We start from the raw sequence: 18,507 nt of genomic DNA on the forward strand, positions 1-18,507 counted from the left end.
TTTCGCCGCCCGGGCCGTGTTCTTTTCGGGATCGTGCCGCGCGCGGACCGGTTCGGAACGCTTACGAAAGCCCTTCGGCCGTCTCGCGCCGCCCGCGCCCGGAACCCGGCGCCGGCTGCGCGTCGCGTCAGGCCGTGCTCGCGCAGGCTGGTTCGAACTCGAGCGCCCACGCGACGTCGAGCGGGATCTCGTCGCAATTCGGCTGCGAGCCGCCGCGATCGACGATCACGAAATCGCTGACCGCGTCGAGCGCGAGCAGCGGATGGTGCCAGACGCCCTTCGCATAATTCACGCCCTGCCAGCCTTCGGCCAGGAACGCGCGCATCGCGTCGGGCCGGAATTCGCCGGCCGGCGCGACGACGATCGCGTAGCGCGACACGGCCGCGAGCGGGATGAAAGCCTGGCTGCCGTGCGGATGGCGCTCCATCAGCGTGATGGCGACCGGCAGCGCGCGCGGCTGCGCGCGAAACACGCTGACGAGCGGCCGGCCGCCGTCCGCGCAGACGTCGATGGTCGCGAGATCGTGGAAGCGTTCGGTCGTGCCGCCGTTGATCGGGAAATGCCGTGCGCCTTCGAGCGCGATCACGTCGCCGAACGGCGCGAACGCTTCGCGGGTCAGGCGCTCGACGCGCAGGATGTGTGGTCCGCTCATGCCGTTACCCTCCTTCAAGCCGGCTCGCCCCACAGACGCAGGCGCGACACGCCGCCGTCCGGGAAGATGTTGAAACGCACGTGCGTGACGGGGCCGAGCGCCGCGAGCTGGTCGAACGTATGCACGTGGTCCATCGACAGCTTCTGCTCGCCGAGCAGTTCGGCCCAGAACATCGCCTGCGTGACGAGCGAATCGTCGGTGCCGCCCGCGACCCGCGCGGCCTGCAGTGAGCAGCGGTCGGGGAAGTTGCCCTTGAAGAACGCCGTATCGACCTCGACGCGCCGGATGATGCCCGGCCGCGCGAGCGCGACGATCGCCCAGTCGTTGCCGGGCTCGCGGCGGCGCCGCGTTTCCCAGCCGTCGCCCATGTTCGCGCCGCGCCCCGGCATCAGCATCTGCGATGCCGGGCCGAAGTGCTGGTTGTTCGCGGCGACGAGATGACCGCCGTTCTCGATTGCCGCGAGATCGACGAGCTCGCCGGCCGGCACGTTGCGCCAGTCACGCTGCGGCTGGCCGTACACGCGCAGCCGCGCCAGCCCGCCGTCCGGATACAGGTTCACGCGCAGGTGCGTGACCGGCTGCGCGTCGTCGACGCTCACGTAGTGATGCGAATTGCCTTGCAACGTCGTCGCGGGGACGATCGTGCGCCACTCGGCGTCGTCGGGCGGCGTGTCGCCGGGGGCGCTGCACGCTTCGATCGACGCGGCCGGCGGGAAATTGCCGGTGAAGTGGCTCGTGTCGAGATCGACGCCGTAAATCACGCCCGGCCGCGCAAGGCGGACCACGCAGAAGTCGTGGCCGGTCGTGCGCTTGCGGCGCGTTTCCCAGCCGTCCATCCACTTGCCGTGGTCGTCGTACTTGCCGGGAATGAACACGGCCGGCTCGGGATTCAGCATGCGCTCCTTCGGCGCGAAGAATTCGTCGCTGGCGAAGAGCGCCTGCGCACCGAGGCGCGGGTCGGCGAGGTTCATGTAACGCCGCGTAAACGCCGGCGCGTTCGGATCGAGGATGGGGGCTGCCATGTCGTCTCCACTATGTTTAAAAGCGCCGGCGCATCGAGGCGCCGGCCGCATGTCATTCGATCGCGCGGAACAGCCGGGGGAGGACGCCCCGCGCGGCGGCGCGCTCAGAGCGCGTGAGCCTGGTCGCCGGCGACCGGCGCCGTGCGGCCTTCTTCTTCGGCCGGCACGTAGCGCAGCTCGCGGTTCAGCACGCGTGTCGCGCGGGCGCGGTCGATGTCGTTCTCCCACACCGCGACGACAACCGTCGCGACGCAGTTGCCGATCAGGTTGGTCAGCGCGCGGGCGATGCCGACGAACCAGTCGACCGGCAGGATCAGCACGAGGCCGAGCACCGGAATCGCCGGGATCGCCGACAGCGTCGCCGCGAGGATCACGATCGCCGAACCCGGGATGCCGTGCGCGCCCTTCGACGTGACGAGCGACACGAGCAGCACGACGATCAGGTCATGCGTCGACAGCGGCGTGTTGGTGGCCTGCGCGATGAACAGCACAGCGAGCGTCAGGTAGATCGAGAAGCCGTCGAGGTTGAACGAGTAGCCGGTCGGGATCACGAGGCCGACCGTCGAATCCTTGACGCCCATGTATTCGAGCTTGCGCATCACCTGCGGCAGCACCGCATCCGACGACGCCGTGCCGAGCACGATCGACAGTTCCTCGCGCAGGTAGCGGATCAGCTTGAACACCGAGAAACCCGCGAGCCGCATCACGATGCCGAGCACGACCGTGACGAACACGAAGCAGCTCAGGTAGAACACCGCGACCAGGTAGCCGAGCTGCTTGAGCGACGCGACGCCGTACTTGCCGGTCGTGAACGCGATCGCACCGAGCACGCCGAGCGGCGCGAGCTTGATGATGAAGCCGATGATCCGGAAGAACACGTGCGACAGTTCCTCGATCAGCGAGTTGACGCGCTGCGCCTTGTCGCCGAGCAGCGACAGCGCGGAGCCGAACAGCACCGCGAACACGAGGATCTGCAGGATGTCGCCCTTCGCGAACGCGTCGATCGCGGTCTCGGGGATGATCTTCATCAGGTAGCCGGCCGTGTCCTTCAGGCTTTCGGCGTTCTTCGCGTACGACGTGAGCGACGACGCGTCGAGCGAGCGCAGGTCGATGTTCATCCCGACGCCCGGGCGTGTGAGCCACGCGAGCACGAGGCCGATGCCGAGCGCGAGCGTCGTCATGATCTCGAAGTAGATGACGGCTTTCAGGCCGACCCGGCCGACCTTCTTCAGGTCGCCTGCGTTGGCCATCCCGCTGACCACGACGCAGAACACGATCGGGCCGATGACCATCTTGATGAGCTTCAGGAAGCCGTCGCCGAGCGGTCGCAACGACTCGGCGAAATGCGGGAAGAACGCGCCTAGCGCGACCCCCAGGATCAATGCGACGACTACCCGGCCAAACAGCGAATTGAAGAATTTCGACACGGCGCTCTCCCGATCCAACGGTTGCAGTTTCGTCTGTTCATACTGGTAAGACCAGTGATGTTATGGAGGATAGTAGGAAGCCGATATAGTGGCGTCAAGGACGGACAAAATAGGGATTTCCCGCCCCCCTCCGCACGCGCCCAATTGCCCCGAAAGCGTGCCTGATCGTGGCTTACCCGTAGGGCGGTCATGCACCGCGCATGTGCGGATTACAATGCCGGTCAGACCGGCCATCGTTCACATCATGAAAAATGTTCCGCATACCGTGACCGACGCCACCATCGCGACGATCCGCGACCGGATCGAGGCAGGCGTTTATCCGGTCGGCAGCCTGCTGCCGGCCCAGCGTCAGCTCTCCGAGGAGCTGGAGATCAGCCGCGCGTCGCTGCGCGAGGCGCTGTCGACGCTCGAGGCGCTCGGCATGCTGCGCATCCGCGCGGGCAAGGGCGTGTACGTCGAAAGCGCGCAGGCAACGGCCGCGCATGCATGGCGGTTCGCCGAGCAATCGTCGCCGCCCGACACGTATCAGATGCGCTATGCGCTCGAAGGGTTTGCCGCGCGGATGGCCGCGCACGTCGTCAGCGATGACGACATCGCGTGGTTCGAAGACAACCTCGCCGACCTGCACGTCGCGCTGACCGAGAGCGCACTCGACGCGGCGTCGCAGCTCGACTTCGACTTCCACATGCGGATCATCCATCTCGCCGGCAACGCGGCGATCGAATCGGTCCTGCGCAGCAGCGCGGACATCATGAAGGAAAGCCAGCGCATGCCGTTCTACCGGCGCGAGCTGCTGCTGTCGACGTGGCACGAGCACCGCGCGATCGTCGACGCGCTGATCGCGCGCGATGCCGCCGCCGCGGGCACCGCGATCGAAACGCACATCGCGAACGCCGCGCAGCGCGCGGGCATCTTCTTCCCGACACCGGGCGCGTAACGCGCCCGGGCCGCCGCCCGGTCGTACCGGTCAACCTCCCGACGGATCGCGATACGCGAGCGCGCGCTCGATGAACGCGCGCGCCGCGACGCTGCGGTATGCGCCCTTGCGCGTCAGCAGCACGGCCGTGCGGGTCGGCAGCGGCGGATCGATCTCCAGCGCGCACAGGCCGGCGCTTTCACGCGCGACCGCATCGGGCAGCACCGTCGCGAGCCGGCCGCAGCGCACGAGCTCCAGCACCGCGCTGATCGTATTCGTCTCGATCGCGATCAACGGCCGCGCGCCATGCTCGATGAAATAGCGGTCGATGCTCTCGCGCGTCGCGAACGCGCGGCTCAGCAGCACCAGCGGCTCGCCGCTCAGCTCGGCCGGTGTCAGCGCGCGGCGCCGCCGCGCAAGGCGGTGCGTGCGCCCCGTCACGAGCGCGAGCGGTTCGTCCCATAGCGGCAGCGCGTCGATATCCGGCGCGCGTGGCGGCACGAACGCGAAGCCCGCGTCGAGCCGGTCGTCGGCGAGCAAAGCCTCGATGCGCTCCTGCGGCATCGCGTCGATCGTCAATGCGACGTTCGGATAATCGGCATGGAACGCATCGATCAGCGAGCCGCTCAGGTAGGCCGCGAAGGTCGGCATCATCGCGAGCCGCAGCGAGCCGCTGCCGAGATCGGCGACATCGTGCAGCGCGCGCTGCCCCGTATCGAGTTCGTGCAGCGCGGCGCGCGCGTGGCGCGCATAGACCTCGCCGAATTCGGTGAGCTGCACCGTGCGGCCCGAGCGGTCGAACAGCTGCACGCCGAGCGTTTCCTCGAGCTGGCGGATCTGCTGCGACAGCGTCGGCTGCGACACGTGCAGCGCGTCGGCCGCACGCGTGAAACTGCGCTGCTCGGCGACGGCCAGGAAATAGCGGATATGGCGGAGAAGCATCGCGGCCAACGTATTGGTTTTGCCAATGGATACCATAACGATCCAGTCTTGGACGCTATGATTCGATTCCCGCATCATACGCACATCCGTTCCGCTGCACCGCGCCTGGCCGCACCGGAACGGCACGCCCGGGCCCGCCTGCCCTCGCCCGCCGCACGGCGATCCGCCGCCCGCCCGATCCGGGCATCGGCCGCGATCCGCCCGGCGCGCATCGGTTCACCGCCGATCCGTCGACGCCGGCCCCGATTTCCGTCACCCCGCGCAGCCAACGGCCCCGTGCCGCCGGCCGGCGCCGCTGTTTTTCGCGACCATGGAACCGCATCACGACACCCATCCTCCCCTGACCCGCGGCATGACGCTGCTGTTCGCCTGCGCGTGCGGCATCGTCATCGGCAACATCTATTACGCGCAGCCGCTGCTCGCCGCGATCGCGCACAGCTTCGGGCGCGCGCCGACCGAGCTCGGTTATCTCGTCACGCTGACGCAACTCGGCTACGCGGCGAGCCTGCTGCTGATCGTCCCGCTCGGCGACGCGGTCAACCGCCATACGCTGATCGTGCGGCTGCTGATGCTCAACGTCGTCGCGCTGGTCGCGGTCACGTTCAGCACGAACTTCACGATGTTCGTCGTCGCGAACGTCGCGGTCGGCTTCGTCACGTGTTCGACGCAGCTGCTCGTGCCGTTCGCGGCATCGCTCGCCGACGCGCGTTCGCGCGGCCGCGCGGTCGGCACCGTGATGAGCGGGCTGCTGCTCGGCATCCTGCTCGCGCGCGTCGCGGCCGGTGCAATCGCCGACGGGTTCGGCTGGCGCGCGGTGTACGGCATCGCCGCGGTGATGGTGCTCGCGCTGACCGGCGTGCTCGCCGTGAAGCTGCCGAAGGATCGCCGCGATACGCGCGTCGACTATGCGGCGCTGATGAAGTCGCTGGTCGCACTGGTGCGCGCGCAACCGCTGATCGCGCTGCGCTCCACCTACGGCGCGCTCGTGTTCGCGTGCTTCAGCCTGCTGTGGACGGGCCTCACGTTTCTGCTGAGCCAGCCGCCATACAGCTATTCCGAAGGTCGGATCGGCCTGTTCGGGATCGTCGGCGCGGTGGGTGCGCTCGCGGCAACGTCGGCCGGCCGGCTCGTCGATCGCGGCCACGGCAATGCGGCGACGGGGCTGTTCGCGGCGGCCGTGCTCGCATCGTTCGCGCTGATCGCGACCGGCGCGCACTCGCTCGCGGCGCTGATCGCGGGCATCCTGCTGCTCGACGTCGGCGTGCAGGGCATGCACATCTCGAACCAGAGCGTGATCTACGCGCTGGCGGGCAACGCGCGCAGCCGCGTGACGACGATCTACCTGACGAGCTACTTCATCGGCGGCGCGCTCGGGTCGTTCGCGGCGAGCGTCGCCTACGGCATCGACGGCTGGCGCGGCGTGTGTATCGCGGGCGCGGCGCTTGCCGGCGTGCTGATCGCGCTGTGGCTCGCTTCGCAGCGCGTCGGCGTACGCCAGGTCACGCAGTAATCCGTTTCCAGATCGCCACGAAAAGAGGCACGCCGCGCGAACCGCGGGCGTGCCTTTTTTGCTTGCACCGTCGTGTTGTGGGCTGGCGCCGGACGATCAGACGGCCTCGTCCGCGAAATCGATCAGCACCTTCATCGCGCGCTGCCGGTCGCCGGCCAGTTCGAACGCCAGATGCGCATCGCGCATCGGGAACACGCGCGTCACGGCCGGCCGCAGGTCGACGCGCCCCGCGTTGATCAACTGCACCGCGAGCGCGAATTCCGCATGGAAGCGGAACGATCCGCAAATCGACAGCTCCTTCGCGACCACGACGTTCTGCGGCAGGCTGACATCGCCGCCGAGTCCGAGCTGCACGACGACCCCGCGCGGACGCATCACGTCCAGACCGTCGCGCAGCGCACGCTCATTGCCCGAACACTCGATCATCACGTCGAACGTGCCCTTGTCGGCGGCGTAGCGCGCGACCCATCCGGCATCGGTCGCCGCATTGATCGTGCGGTCGGCGCCGAGCGAGCGCGCCACTTCCAGCGGCGCCTCGACGACATCGGTCGCGACGATCTCCGCCGCGCCGTGCACGCGCGCCGCCGCGACCGCCAGCACGCCGATCGGCCCGCAGCCCGACACCAGCACGCGCTTGCCGATCAGCGGACCCGCGCGCGACACCGCATGCAGCCCGACCGCGAACGGCTCGGCGAGCGCCGCGAGCGACAGCGGCACGTGATCGGCAACCGGCACGCACTGCACCGCGTCGCACACGAGCGCGTTGCGAAACGCGCCCTGCACGTGCGGCATCCGCATCGCGCTGCCGTAGAAGCGCATGTCGAGACACTGGTTCGGCAGGCCTTCGAGGCAATAGCGGCACGCGCCGCACGGCCGGCTCGGATTGACCGCGACGCGATCGCCGACCTTCACCGACGTCACGTCCGGCGCGACCGCCGCGACCGTGCCGGCAACCTCGTGGCCGAGCACCATCGGCTGCTGCAGCCGGATCGCGCCGAAACCGCCGTGCCGGAAGTAATGCAGATCGGAGCCGCAGATGCCGCCCATCGCGACGTCGACGCGCACCTGGCCCGGGCCGATCTCGCCCGCATCCTGCTCTTCGACCCGCAGGTCGTTCGGCCCGTGGATGACGACACACATGCAACGCATACGCATGACACTCTCCTCAGACGACCGGCGTGAGCAGCGGCTCGCCGGCGAAGTGCGCGGCGAGGTTGTCGCGCACGAGCCAGCCCATCGCCTGACGCGTCTCGATCGTGCCGCTCGCATGATGCGGCTGCAGCAGCACGTTCGGCAACGCGAGGAAACGCGGGTCGATGCGCGGTTCGTTCCAGAACACGTCGAGCGCGGCACCGGCGATCGCGCCGCGCTCGAGCGCGTCGAGCAGTGCGGGTTCGTCGACGGTCGTGCCGCGCGACACGTTCACGAGATAACCGTGCGGCCCAAGCGCGTCGAGCACGCGTGCGTCGACGAGCCCGCGAGTCGACGGCCCGCCCGCGAGCGTGACGATCAGCAGGTCGCACCAGCCGGCCAGCTCGGCCAGAGCGCCGAAGAAGCGGTACGGGCTGTCCGCGCGCGACGCGACGTCGAAATAACCGAGTTCGACGTCGAAGCCGGACAGCCGGCGCGCGAGCGTCGAACCGATGCGGCCGAAGCCGACCACGCCGACACGCTTGCCGTAGAGCCGCGTGACGAGCGGCATGTCGCCGTCGCGCCATGCGCCGGAGCGCACGTACGCGTCGCCGGCGCCGATCCGCCGCATCATCGCGAGCGCGAGCCCGACACCGAGATCGGCGACGTCGCCGGTCAGCACGTCGGGCGTGTTCGTCACGCGGATGCCGCGTTCGCGCGCGGCGGCGAGATCAATCGCGTCGCTGCCCACGCCATAACACGCGATGATCTCGAGCTTCGGCAGCGCCGCGATCAGCGCGGCATCGGCGCCGAGGTCGCCGCGTGTCGCGATCGCGCGCACGCCGGCGCCCTGTTCGGCGAGGAACGCCGCGCGGTCGGCGGCCTCCCACAGCCGGTGTACGTCGTAGCCGGCCGACAGCCATGCGTCGTCCCACGGCTGGTAAGGGCCCGTCATCAGCAGTGCGGGCCGCTGGGTCGATTCGTGCGCCATCTGCGCTTGCTCCTGTCGAGGTGAGTTGAAGGCGAAACCATGCCGGGCCGGGCCGCGTCGGCCGCCCGGCCCGTTCATGCGTGCCGCGCGAGCGGGTCGGCGTCCGGCGCCGGCACCGTTTGCGCCGCATCGAGCGGATCGTCGAGATCGCGGTTCAGCGTTTCGGGCATCCGCGCGGTCGTGAACAGCGTGATCAGCGTCAGCAACGCCAGATAGGCGGCGATCGGCACCCACGCGCGCACGCCGGCCGCGTGGTCGCCGCCGTGCAGCGCGATCACGGTCGCGATGAGGGTCGCGCCGACCAGCGGTGCGATCCCGCCCGCGAGCACGGCCGATACTTCGCGCGAGAACGACACGCCCATGTAGCGATGGCGCGCGCCGAACAGCTCGGGCAGCAGCGCGGCCTGCGCGCCGAGCATCCCCCAGTTCGCGAAGCCTTGCGCGACCGAGATCGCGATGACGCTCGCGACCACGTTCCCCTGGCTGAAGATCCACCACACCGGGAACGCAAGCGCGAGCTGCAGCCAGGCGAACGCGCGATACACGCGCACGCGGCCGAAGCGGTCGCTCAGCCGGCCCGCCAGCGGTACCGTGCATGCGCCGACCGTCGCCGCGCACACCAGCGCGAGCGCGCCGATCGGCCCCTTCATCCAGATCACGCCCGCGAGATAGCTGACGGCGAGCGCCTGGTAGATCGACGAGCCGCCGTTCTCGGCCATCCGCAGGCCGATGCCGATCAGCAGCGAACGCTTCGAATGCCGGACCGCGCTCTTCAGCGGATTCGCCGAGACCTGCGCGCGTTTTTCCAGCCGCACGAAGGTCGGCGACTCGTGCAGCCTCACCCGCATGTAGAGCCCAACCGCGACGATCACCGCGCTGAACAGGAACGGCACGCGCCAGCCCCAGCCGTCCGTGACACGGTCGAGGTTCGCGAGCAGCAGGAAATAGACGGCGGCCGCGAGCACGGTGCCGAGCTGGATGCCGAGAAACGGCAGCGACGCATAGAAGCCGCGCTTGCCGGGCGGTGCGTATTCGGTCATCAGCACGGCGGCGCCGGCCTGCTCGGCGCCGGCGCCGAGGCCCTGCAGGATGCGCAGCAGCACGAGCAGCGCGGGCGCCCAGTAGCCGGCCGTCGCGAAGGTCGGCAGCACGCCGATCAGCGTGCTCGCGACGCCCATCAGCAGCACCGTCGCGGTCAGCACGAACTTGCGGCCGATCCGGTCGCCGAGCACGCCGAACACGACGCCGCCGAGCGGGCGCACCGCGAAGCCGACGAAGTAGGTGCCGAAGCTCGCGATCAGCCGCATCTCCGCGGTTTGCCCGGGAAAGAACAGCGGCCCGAAGACGAGCGCCGACGCGAGCGTGTACAACGCGAAATCGTAGTATTCGAGCGCGCTGCCGAGCGAGCAGGTCCATGCCGCGCGGTTGAGCTGCTTCGTGTCGACGCCGCGGCGCTCGACGGTCTCGGCCGGCACGGCATCGTGCCGCGCGGGCGGCGGGGAAGTGCGATCCATCGTTGTCTCCTGTCTCCTGCTTCCGTTCCGGAACCTGGCTACGCGGCGCGCGCCGGGACATCGGCCCGCTCGTGCGGCGGGCTCTTCTGGGAATTCGGATGCCGGCCGAAGCCGGCCGACGGCACGCCGCGCATCGCGCGGGCGCGCCGCCGCTCAGACGGCGCTGGTCAGCCCGCCGTCGACGAACAGTGTCTGGCCGTTCACGAAATCGGAGGCGGCCGACGCGAGGAAGATCGCCGCGCCGCACAGCTCGTCGACGCGCCCCCAGCGGCCGGCCGGCGTGCGCTTGCACAGCCAGTCCGAGAACGCCGCGTCGTCGACCAGCGCGCGATTCAGTTCGGTCTCGAAATAGCCGGGCGCGAGGCCGTTCGCCTGGATGCCGTGGCGCGCCCAGTCGGCGCACATCCCTTTCGTCAGCATCCGCACCGCACCTTTCGTCGCGGCATACGGCGCGATCGTCGGCCGCGCGAGCTCGCTCTGCACCGAGCAGATGTTGATGATCTTGCCGTGGCCGCGCGCGATCATGTGACGCGCGACGGCCTGCGCGACGTTGAACACGCCGTCGAGATTCACGCGCATCAGCGCATGCCAGTCGTCGGGCTCGAAGGTGTCGAGCGGCGCGCGGCGCTGGATGCCCGCGTTGTTCACGAGGATGTCGATCGCGCCAACGCGCGCCTCGAAATCGTCGATCGCCGCGCGCACCTGCGCATGCTCGGCGACGTCGAACACCGCATGGTCGGCCGCGAAACCTTCCTCGCGGAAATGGCGCGCGAGCGTCGCGGCCTTTTCCTCATTGCGATCGTTGATGACGATCGCCGCGCCGGCCTCCGCAAGCCCGCGGGCGAGCGTCAGCCCGATCCCGCGTCCGGAACCCGTGATCAGTGCGCGGCGGCCGTCCAGGCGGAACCGTTCAAGCGCGTTCGTCATGCATGTCTCCTCGTGCCGGTGGAGCCGGGCGCCCATCGCGGCCGGTCTCTCGTTGACGGTATCTTCGGCTGCCGGCCGGGCACCGCGCCAATGGTCTTTTTTGATGCGGTTATCATGAAATCTGATTACCGCCCTCGCCTGCCCGCCGCCCATGGAACTCAAGCAATTGCGCGCCTTCGTCACGCTCGCGGAAGAGCTGCATTTCGGGCGCGCCGCGCAGCGCCTGTTCATCGTGCAGCCCGCGCTGAGCATGCAGATCAAGGCGCTCGAGGAAGAACTCGGCGCGCGCCTGTTCGAGCGCGACCGGCACAAGGTCGAACTGAGCGATACGGGGCGCGTGTTCCTGCCGGAAGCGCGGGCCACGCTGCAGCAGGCCGCGCGCGCGGAACAGATGGCGCGGCTGTCGAGCCGCGGCGAGATCGGCACGCTGCGGATCGCGTTCGTGTCGTCGGTGCTGCCCACGCTGCTGCCGGCCGTGCTGCGCACGATGCGCGAGCGTTATCCGCTGATCACGCTCGAACTGAAGGACATGCCGACACCCGACCAGATCGCCGCGCTGCGCGACCGGCGGATCGATTTCGGGATGATCCGGCTGCCGGCCGCGTATGCGGGCATCGACACGCGCGTGGTGCTCGAGGAAGGTTTCGTCGTCGCGCTGCCGCTCGACCACCCGCTCGCCGCCCACGACGCGATCCCGCCGGCGGCGCTGCGCGGCCAGCCGGCGTTCGTGCTCGCGCGCCGCTACGCGCCCGGCTTTCACGACGACATGCTGCTCGCGCTGAGCCGCGCGGGCACGACGCTCGAGATTGCGCAGGAGTTCGGGGAATTCACGACGATGCTGGCGCTCGTCGCGGCCGGCATGGGCATCGGGCTGATCCCGGCGGAAGCCGCCAGCGCGCTGCCGCCGAACGTGCTCGCGCGGCCGCTCGACCTGGCCGGGCACCGGACCGGCATCGGCCTCGCGTGGACCGACCTCGACAGCCCGCTGAAGCGCGCCTTCGTCGACGCGCTCGAGCAGGTGACGGCAGCGTCAACGCAATAAAAAAAGCCCGGCCGGAAAACCGGGCCGGGCTCGTTTGCCGCGCGTGCCGCTTTGCAGCGGCCGCGCAACGTGCGGGATTACTTCGCGTTCGCGAATGCGACAGCCGTATCCAGCATGCGGTTCGAGAAACCCCACTCGTTGTCGTACCAGCTCGACACCTTGACGAGGCGGCCCGACACCTTGGTCAGCGTCGCGTCGAACGTCGACGAAGCCGGGTTGTGGTTGAAGTCGATCGACACCAGCGGTGCGTCGTTGTAGCCGAGGATGCCCTTCAGCGCGCCTTCCGACGCTTCCTTCATGATCGCGTTGACTTCCTCGACCGTCGTGTCGCGCTTGGCGATGAACGACAGGTCGACGACCGACACGTTGATCGTCGGGACGCGGATCGCGTAACCGTCGAGCTTGCCGTTCAGTTCCGGCAGCACGAGGCCGACGGCCGAAGCAGCGCCCGTCTTCGTCGGGATCTGGCTGTGCGTGGCCGAACGCGCGCGACGCAGGTCTTCGTGATAGACGTCCGTCAGCACCTGGTCGTTCGTGTATGCGTGGATCGTCGTCATCAGGCCGGTTTCGAGGCCGATCTTGTCGTTCAGCGGCTTGACGAGCGGCGCGAGGCAGTTCGTCGTGCACGATGCGTTCGAGATGACCGTGTGCTCGGCCTTCAGCACGTTGTGGTTCACGCCGTAGACGATCGTCGCGTCGACGTCCTTGCCGCCCGGCGCCGAGATGATGACCTTCTTCGCGCCGCCCTTCAGGTGCGCGCTTGCCTTTTCCTTGGTCGTGAAGAAGCCCGTGCACTCCATCACGACGTCGACGCCGAGCTCGCCCCACGGCAGTTCTGCCGGGTTGCGGTTCGCCAGCACGCGGATCTTGTCGCCGTTCACGACGAGGTAATCGCCGTCGACCGACACTTCGCCCGGGAACTTGCCGTGCGCGGTGTCGTACTGGGTCAGGTGCGCGTTGGTCTTCGCATCGCCCAGGTCGTTGATCGCGACGATCTCGAGATCGTGCTTCTTGCCGTTTTCATAAAACGCGCGCAGCGTGTTGCGGCCGATGCGGCCGTAGCCGTTGATTGCGACGCGAATCGTCATGGTCTATCTCCTGATGGCTGAAAAAATTCGTTTCGTGCAGCTTCACGGTGCGACGCGCGCGAGGGGTGGCGCGCGTCGCGTATGTCTTTAGGCCAGCACGGCCTTGGCGGTCTCGACGACGTGCTCGACGGTGAAGCCGAAGTACTTGAACAGCACGCCGGCCGGCGCCGATTCACCGAACGTGTCGATCCCGACGACGCCGCCTTCGAGGCCGACGTACTTGTGCCAGAAGGCCGTCACGCCCGCTTCGATCGCGACGCGGCGCACGCCGTGCGGCAGCACGCGTTCGCGGTATTCGGCGTCCTGGCGGTCGAACACGTTGGTCGACGGCATCGACACGACGCGCGCCGCGATGCCCTGCTGCGCGAGCGGCTCGACGGCCTTCATCGCGAGTTCGACTTCCGAGCCCGTCGCGATCAGGATGATCTTGCGCGCGACGATCTCTTCGTCCCAGTCCTTCAGCACGTAACCGCCCTTCGCGATGTTCGCGATCTGCGCATCGGAACGCGGGTTGAACGCGAGGTTCTGGCGGCTGAAGATCAGGCTCGACGGACGATCCGCGGCGACCGCGTGGGTCCATGCGACCGCGGTTTCGACCGTGTCGGCCGGACGCCACACGTCGTGGTTCGGGATCAGGCGCAGGCTCGACACGTGCTCGATCGACTGGTGCGTCGGGCCGTCTTCGCCGAGGCCGATCGAATCGTGCGTGAACACGAAGATCGACGGCACCTTCATCAGCGCGGCCACGCGCAGCGCGTTGCGGCTGTAGTCGGAGAACGTCAGGAACGTGCCGCCGAACGGCTTGTGGCCGCCGTGCAGCGCGAGGCCGTTGATCGCGGCGCTCATGCCGAATTCGCGCACGCCGTAGTTGATGTGGTTGCCGAGCACGACGCCCGGGCCTTCCGGATTCGCGCGGACGGCCTTCGACGCCTTCCAGTTGGTCAGGTTCGAGCCGGTCAGGTCGGCCGAGCCGCCGAGCAGTTCGGGCAGCGCGGCAGCCAGGCCTTCGATCGCCTGCTGCGACGCCTTGCGGGTCGCCACCGTCTCGCCGCGCTCGTTCGCGCCGGCGATGATCGCCGCCGCCTTCTGCGCCCAGTCGGCCGGCAGCTTGTTCGCCATCCGGCGCTCGAATTCGGCGGCTTCTGCCGGGAACTTGGCGCGATAGGCAGCGAACGTCGCGTCCCATTCGGTTTCAGCGCGCTTGCCGGCTTCCTTCGCGTCCCATGCCGCGTAGACTTCCTGCGGAATCACGAACGGCTCCCACTTCCAGCCGAGCGCTTCGCGCGTCTTCGCGATTTCTTCCGCGCCGAGCGCCGCGCCGTGCACGTCGTGGCCGCCCGCCTTCGTGGCCGCGCCCTGGCCGATCACCGTCTTGCAGCAGATCATCGTCGGCTTGTCCGACAGCTTCGCCTTCGCGATGGCCGCGTCGACCGCGTCGACGTCATGGCCGTTCACGTTCGGGATCACGTTCCAGCCGTAGGCTTCGAAACGCTTCGGGGTATCGTCGTGGAACCAGTTCACGACGTCGCCGTCGATCGAGATGCCGTTGTCGTCGTACAGCGCGATCAGCTTGTTCAGCTTCAGCGTGCCCGCGAGCGAGCAGGCTTCGTGCGAGATGCCTTCCATCAGGCAGCCGTCGCCGAGGAACACGTACGTGTGGTGATCGACGATCTTCGCGCCGTCGCGGTTGAACTCGTCGGCCATCAGCGCTTCGCCGAGCGCCATGCCGACCGCGTTCGCGAGACCCTGGCCGAGCGGGCCGGTGGTCGTCTCGACACCCGGCGTGATCCCGTATTCCGGGTGGCCCGGCGTCTTCGAGTGCAGCTGGCGGAAGTTCTTCAGCTCTTCGATCGGCAGGTCGTAGCCGGTCAGGTGCAGCAGCGAGTACAGCAGCATCGAGCCATGGCCGTTCGACAGCACGAAGCGGTCGCGGTCTGCCCAGTGCGGGTTCGTCGGGTTGTGCTTCAGGTGGCGCGACCAGAGCGCGACGCCGATTTCGGCCATGCCCATCGGCATGCCGGGGTGGCCGGAGTTCGCTTGCTGGACGGCGTCCATCGCGAGCGCACGGATCGCGTTGGCCATCAGGGTGGTGGAGGCGGGAGACGAAGTCGTCATGTCGAGTCCGGAGAACGAGTCGAGGAAACGGGGGCACGGCGGCATCCGGAAGCTCGAGCGTCAATCGTTCCCGGCGCGCGGTGCGGCGCCTGACGGACGCGAAGCGGACGGAGCCTACGGACGGGGCTGCAAAGCTCGTCATTTTAACAGATGGGCTGACATTTCCCTTGTCCGCGCGTAGTGTTCCGGCACGGTTTTCCGTCAAACCGCGCGCCTCCTATAATTCAGACGTCAGAACTGCCTGCCCTCAGCGGCCCCGCCCGTGAGCACCACGCTTCTCTTTCACCCTACGCCCGACGCCACCTACGGCTTCCCGAATGCGCGGCGGCTCGCGCATGTCGCGTCCCCGCACCAGCAGATCGAGGTCTGGGAAACGCCGCAGCTCGGCCGCCTGTTTACGCTGGACGGCCAGCCGATGACGTCGGTCGGCGACGAGTACGTCTATCACGAGTGCATGACGCACCCGGCCGCGCTCGCGCATCCGTCGCCCAGGAAGGCGCTCGTGCTCGGCGGCGGCGACGGCGGCGCGGCGCGCCAGTTGCTCAAGCACGCGTGCATCGAGCGGATCGTGATCGCGGAGCTGGACGACGAGGTGGTCGGGATGGCGCGCCGTTATCTCGACGACGTGCATCAGGGTGCGCTCGACGACCCGCGCGTCGAGGTCGTGATCGGCGACGCCGCGCATTTCGTCGAATCGACCGTCGAGCATTTCGATCTCGTCGTGTTCGACCTCACGCCGCCCGATTCGCCGGCGGCCGGCCTCTATACGCGTGCGTTCTACGCGCGGCTCAAGCGGATCCTCACGCCGTGCGGCGCGATCTCGATGCACCTCGGCTCGCCCGTGTTCCATGCCACGCGCATCGCCGCGCTGCTCGACGACCTGCGCGCGAGCTTCGCGGTCGTCGATCCGCTGTCCGCGCACGTGCCGCTGTACGGCTCGCAGTGGCTGATGGCGATCGCGAGCGACACGCTCGATGCGGCCGCGCTGTTCGCGCACGACATCGACGACCGGCTCGCCGCCCGTCGCGTGCAGGGCTTGCGCTACTACGACGCGCGGCTGCATGCGTCCCTCTTTGCCCTGCCCTGCGCGCTGCGCGATACACTGGGCGCTCGCCGCTGAGCACCCGGGCGGTCGAGCCGTTCCGCTTTCCCCACGCAGGAGAACTACCGATGACCGATCCACGTCCGGCCAACGTGCCTTGGTTGACGCCTTATCTGGCCGTACGCAACGCGCGCGCGGCCATCGATTTCTTCAAGGCCGCCTTCGGCTTCGAGCTGCGCGACGTGCACGACGAGGACGGCGCGATCATGCACGTCGAGATGGCCTATCGCGGCCAGCTGATCGTGATGTTCGCGCCCGAAGGCGCGTTCGGCTCGACCGCGCTCACGCCGAAAAGCGCGAACACGACCGCGCCGCAATCGTTCTATCTGTATGTCGACGACGTCGACGCCACCTGGCAGCACGCGCTCGACGCGGGCGCGAAATCGCTGAGCGCGCCGCAGGACCAGTTCTGGGGCGACCGCTTCGCGCAGATCGAGGATCTCGACGGCTACCGATGGGCGCTCGGACACCGTCTCCACGCATGACCGACACCGCAACACGCATGAACGAAGCCACCACCACCGCGGCCGTGCCGCGCTTTTTCGTCGAAGCCGCATTGCGCGCCGACGCAACACTCGCATTGCCGGCCGACGTCGCACGCCACGCACAGGTGCTGCGCCTGCAGCCCGGCGACGTGCTCGCGCTGTTCGACGGCACCGGCGGCCAGTACCGCGCGCGGCTCGTCGAGATCGACAAGCGCAGCGCGATCGCGCAGATCGACACGTTCGAACCGGCCGAAGCCGAACCGCCCTACCGCGTGACGCTCGCGCAAGGCATCGCCGGCGGCGACAAGATGGACTGGGTGATCGAGAAAGCCGTCGAGCTCGGCGTCGCGGCGGTCGTGCCGCTGTCGACCGCGCGCGGCGTCGTGAAGCTGTCCGGCGAACGCGCGGACAAGCGCGTCGCACACTGGCGCGGCGTCGTGCGTGCGTCGTGCGAACAGTGCGGACGCAACCGTGTACCCGACGTTGCGCCGGTCGCCGGCTTCCACGCGTGGCTCGATACGCTGCCTGCCACACCGGCCGACGGCGAGCTGCGGCTGCTGCTGTCGCCGCGTGCGAGCATCTCGTTTGCGTCGTTGCCCGACGCGCCGCCCGCGGCCACCGTGACGCTGCTGATCGGCCCCGAAGGCGGGCTGTCGCCCGACGAGGAAAACGCGGCGCGCGCCCGCGGATTCACCGCGTTGTCGCTCGGGCCGCGCGTACTGCGCACCGAGACGGCCGGTGCGGCCGTGCTCGCGGCGTTAGCCGCGCGTTGGGGCGGGTGGTAACGAGCAGGGTGTGCCGCCGCGACGCGGCACGGCCCTTCCCCGCTCGCACGCGACGTTGACGTCGCGGTTTATCGCACGTTACTTGTCGCTCGACGAGCCGTGCGGCATCGAATCGGACAATGCGTCGACCACCGGCGTGAGCACGTCGCCCGGGCTACCGGTCGTCCAGCCGCCCTCCTTGAGGCTGTAAATGTCGATCTTGCCCGTCACCGGGTGCGTCACCGGTGCATCGTCCAGCACCTGCGCGATGCCCGAGAAGATCGTCTTGAGCGACGCAATGCGTGCCGCCTCGGTCTTCAGGCGCCGATTCGGCCCCAGCTTCGCCTCCAGCGCCTTCGCGCCCGGCCCCGCATCCGCCACGCGGCAAGCGAATTCGACCGTCGCGATCGTCGCGCCCTCGACATCGGAGTTCGGTCGCTGCGACGACCCGGTCGTCTTGCATTCCGACCGATTGAGCGCGCGCTGATAAGCGGCGGCCATGCTCTCGACCGACGGACGCAACGCGGTACTCGCCTTCGGCGGCATCGGCGCCAGTATCCCGTCGGCCATGTCCTTGCGCATCGAGTCGCCCATCGTCGACAGCACGTTGATGTCGAGCGCGTCCTTGCCGCTGTAGCTCGCGCGAACCGCGTCGTTGAATTCGCGGGCTTTCGACACGTCGCCGTTGACGAGCGCGCCGATGTAAAGGTCGACGGTCTGCTCGGGCGTCAGCGGCGCGGCATGCACGGCGCCGGCCGCGACCAGCAGGGGCAGCACGACGGCGCGTGCGGAACGGGAAATATTCATGGGAAGACAGCCCTCTCTCGATGTTTGTTGTACGCACCCGATGCGGCGGCTGCCGCAGCCGGGCCGACCAGA

General features: G+C 68.7%; 17 protein-coding genes. 6 read left to right on the plus strand and 11 right to left on the minus strand.

Annotated elements, in window-relative coordinates:
* Positions 1-127: 127 nt before the first annotated feature.
* From ACTRWB_RS14975 to ACTRWB_RS14985, 3 genes are all read right to left on the minus strand, one after another.
* Complete coding sequence (locus ACTRWB_RS14975; RefSeq protein ID WP_048251196.1) at positions 128-652, minus strand: ureidoglycolate lyase; 525 nt, start codon at positions 650-652, stop codon at positions 128-130.
* Positions 653-666: 14 nt separating this feature from the next.
* The gene (gene alc / locus ACTRWB_RS14980) at positions 667-1,674 is read right to left on the minus strand and encodes an allantoicase (RefSeq protein WP_446902325.1); all 1,008 of its coding nucleotides are present in this window, start codon (positions 1,672-1,674) and stop codon (positions 667-669) included.
* Between the two features lie 104 nt (positions 1,675-1,778).
* Positions 1,779-3,101: a C4-dicarboxylate transporter DctA gene (locus tag ACTRWB_RS14985; RefSeq protein ID WP_048251228.1), complete on the minus strand. Its 1,323-nt coding sequence runs from the start codon at positions 3,099-3,101 to the stop codon at positions 1,779-1,781.
* Positions 3,102-3,315: 214 nt separating this feature from the next.
* Between ACTRWB_RS14985 and ACTRWB_RS14990 the strand changes: the two genes are divergently transcribed.
* Entirely contained in the window at positions 3,316-4,038 is a 723-nt protein-coding gene (locus tag ACTRWB_RS14990) for a FadR/GntR family transcriptional regulator (RefSeq protein ID WP_080971041.1), read from the plus strand.
* Between the two features lie 30 nt (positions 4,039-4,068).
* On the opposite strand, the gene cynR is transcribed toward ACTRWB_RS14990, so the two are convergent.
* Positions 4,069-4,959 (minus strand): transcriptional regulator CynR, encoded by an 891-nt coding sequence (gene cynR, locus ACTRWB_RS14995; protein ID WP_446902326.1) that lies wholly within the window; start codon positions 4,957-4,959, stop codon positions 4,069-4,071.
* Positions 4,960-5,269: 310 nt separating this feature from the next.
* Here cynR and ACTRWB_RS15000 point away from each other — a divergent pair, with 310 nt between their 5' ends.
* On the plus strand, positions 5,270-6,469 hold the full coding sequence (locus tag ACTRWB_RS15000) for an MFS transporter (protein ID WP_419686196.1): 1,200 nt from the start codon (positions 5,270-5,272) through the stop codon (positions 6,467-6,469).
* A gap of 96 nt (positions 6,470-6,565) precedes the next feature.
* On the opposite strand, the gene ACTRWB_RS15005 is transcribed toward ACTRWB_RS15000, so the two are convergent.
* The 4 genes from ACTRWB_RS15005 to ACTRWB_RS15020 form a co-directional block, all read right to left on the minus strand.
* A complete protein-coding gene (locus ACTRWB_RS15005; RefSeq protein WP_446902327.1) occupies positions 6,566-7,624 on the minus strand; it encodes an L-idonate 5-dehydrogenase in 1,059 nt (352 codons plus the stop codon).
* Between the two features lie 10 nt (positions 7,625-7,634).
* Positions 7,635-8,591, minus strand: coding sequence for a 2-hydroxyacid dehydrogenase (locus tag ACTRWB_RS15010; protein WP_446902328.1), 957 nt, complete (start codon positions 8,589-8,591; stop codon positions 7,635-7,637).
* Positions 8,592-8,665: 74 nt separating this feature from the next.
* Entirely contained in the window at positions 8,666-10,105 is a 1,440-nt protein-coding gene (locus tag ACTRWB_RS15015) for an MFS transporter (RefSeq protein WP_446902329.1), read from the minus strand.
* A 153-nt stretch (positions 10,106-10,258) separates the two neighbouring features.
* Positions 10,259-11,032, minus strand: coding sequence for an SDR family NAD(P)-dependent oxidoreductase (locus tag ACTRWB_RS15020; RefSeq protein WP_193097612.1), 774 nt, complete (start codon positions 11,030-11,032; stop codon positions 10,259-10,261).
* Between the two features lie 151 nt (positions 11,033-11,183).
* Here ACTRWB_RS15020 and ACTRWB_RS15025 point away from each other — a divergent pair, with 151 nt between their 5' ends.
* Complete coding sequence (locus tag ACTRWB_RS15025) at positions 11,184-12,074, plus strand: LysR family transcriptional regulator (protein WP_193097611.1); 891 nt, start codon at positions 11,184-11,186, stop codon at positions 12,072-12,074.
* 77 nt (positions 12,075-12,151) lie between these two features.
* On the opposite strand, the gene gap is transcribed toward ACTRWB_RS15025, so the two are convergent.
* The gene (gap, locus tag ACTRWB_RS15030) at positions 12,152-13,162 is read right to left on the minus strand and encodes a type I glyceraldehyde-3-phosphate dehydrogenase (RefSeq protein ID WP_014898111.1); all 1,011 of its coding nucleotides are present in this window, start codon (positions 13,160-13,162) and stop codon (positions 12,152-12,154) included.
* Positions 13,163-13,249: 87 nt separating this feature from the next.
* Positions 13,250-15,322 carry a transketolase gene (gene tkt / locus ACTRWB_RS15035; RefSeq protein ID WP_446902330.1) on the minus strand — a complete coding sequence of 691 codons (2,073 nt, stop codon included), beginning with the start codon at positions 15,320-15,322 and terminating at the stop codon, positions 13,250-13,252.
* 217 nt (positions 15,323-15,539) lie between these two features.
* Here tkt and speE point away from each other — a divergent pair, with 217 nt between their 5' ends.
* Genes speE through ACTRWB_RS15050 form a run of 3 tightly spaced genes read left to right on the plus strand, consistent with a single transcriptional unit; the run spans position 15,540 to position 17,649 of the window.
* Complete coding sequence (gene speE, locus ACTRWB_RS15040) at positions 15,540-16,397, plus strand: polyamine aminopropyltransferase (RefSeq protein ID WP_048251188.1); 858 nt, start codon at positions 15,540-15,542, stop codon at positions 16,395-16,397.
* A 50-nt stretch (positions 16,398-16,447) separates the two neighbouring features.
* On the plus strand, positions 16,448-16,864 hold the full coding sequence (locus ACTRWB_RS15045) for a VOC family protein (protein ID WP_446902331.1): 417 nt from the start codon (positions 16,448-16,450) through the stop codon (positions 16,862-16,864).
* Between the two features lie 17 nt (positions 16,865-16,881).
* The gene (locus ACTRWB_RS15050) at positions 16,882-17,649 is read left to right on the plus strand and encodes a 16S rRNA (uracil(1498)-N(3))-methyltransferase (RefSeq protein WP_193097608.1); all 768 of its coding nucleotides are present in this window, start codon (positions 16,882-16,884) and stop codon (positions 17,647-17,649) included.
* Positions 17,650-17,727: 78 nt separating this feature from the next.
* On the opposite strand, the gene ACTRWB_RS15055 is transcribed toward ACTRWB_RS15050, so the two are convergent.
* Complete coding sequence (locus tag ACTRWB_RS15055) at positions 17,728-18,435, minus strand: hypothetical protein (protein WP_446902332.1); 708 nt, start codon at positions 18,433-18,435, stop codon at positions 17,728-17,730.
* Positions 18,436-18,507 lie beyond the last annotated feature (72 nt).

Source organism: Burkholderia sp. YIM B11467, from assembly GCF_052952715.1.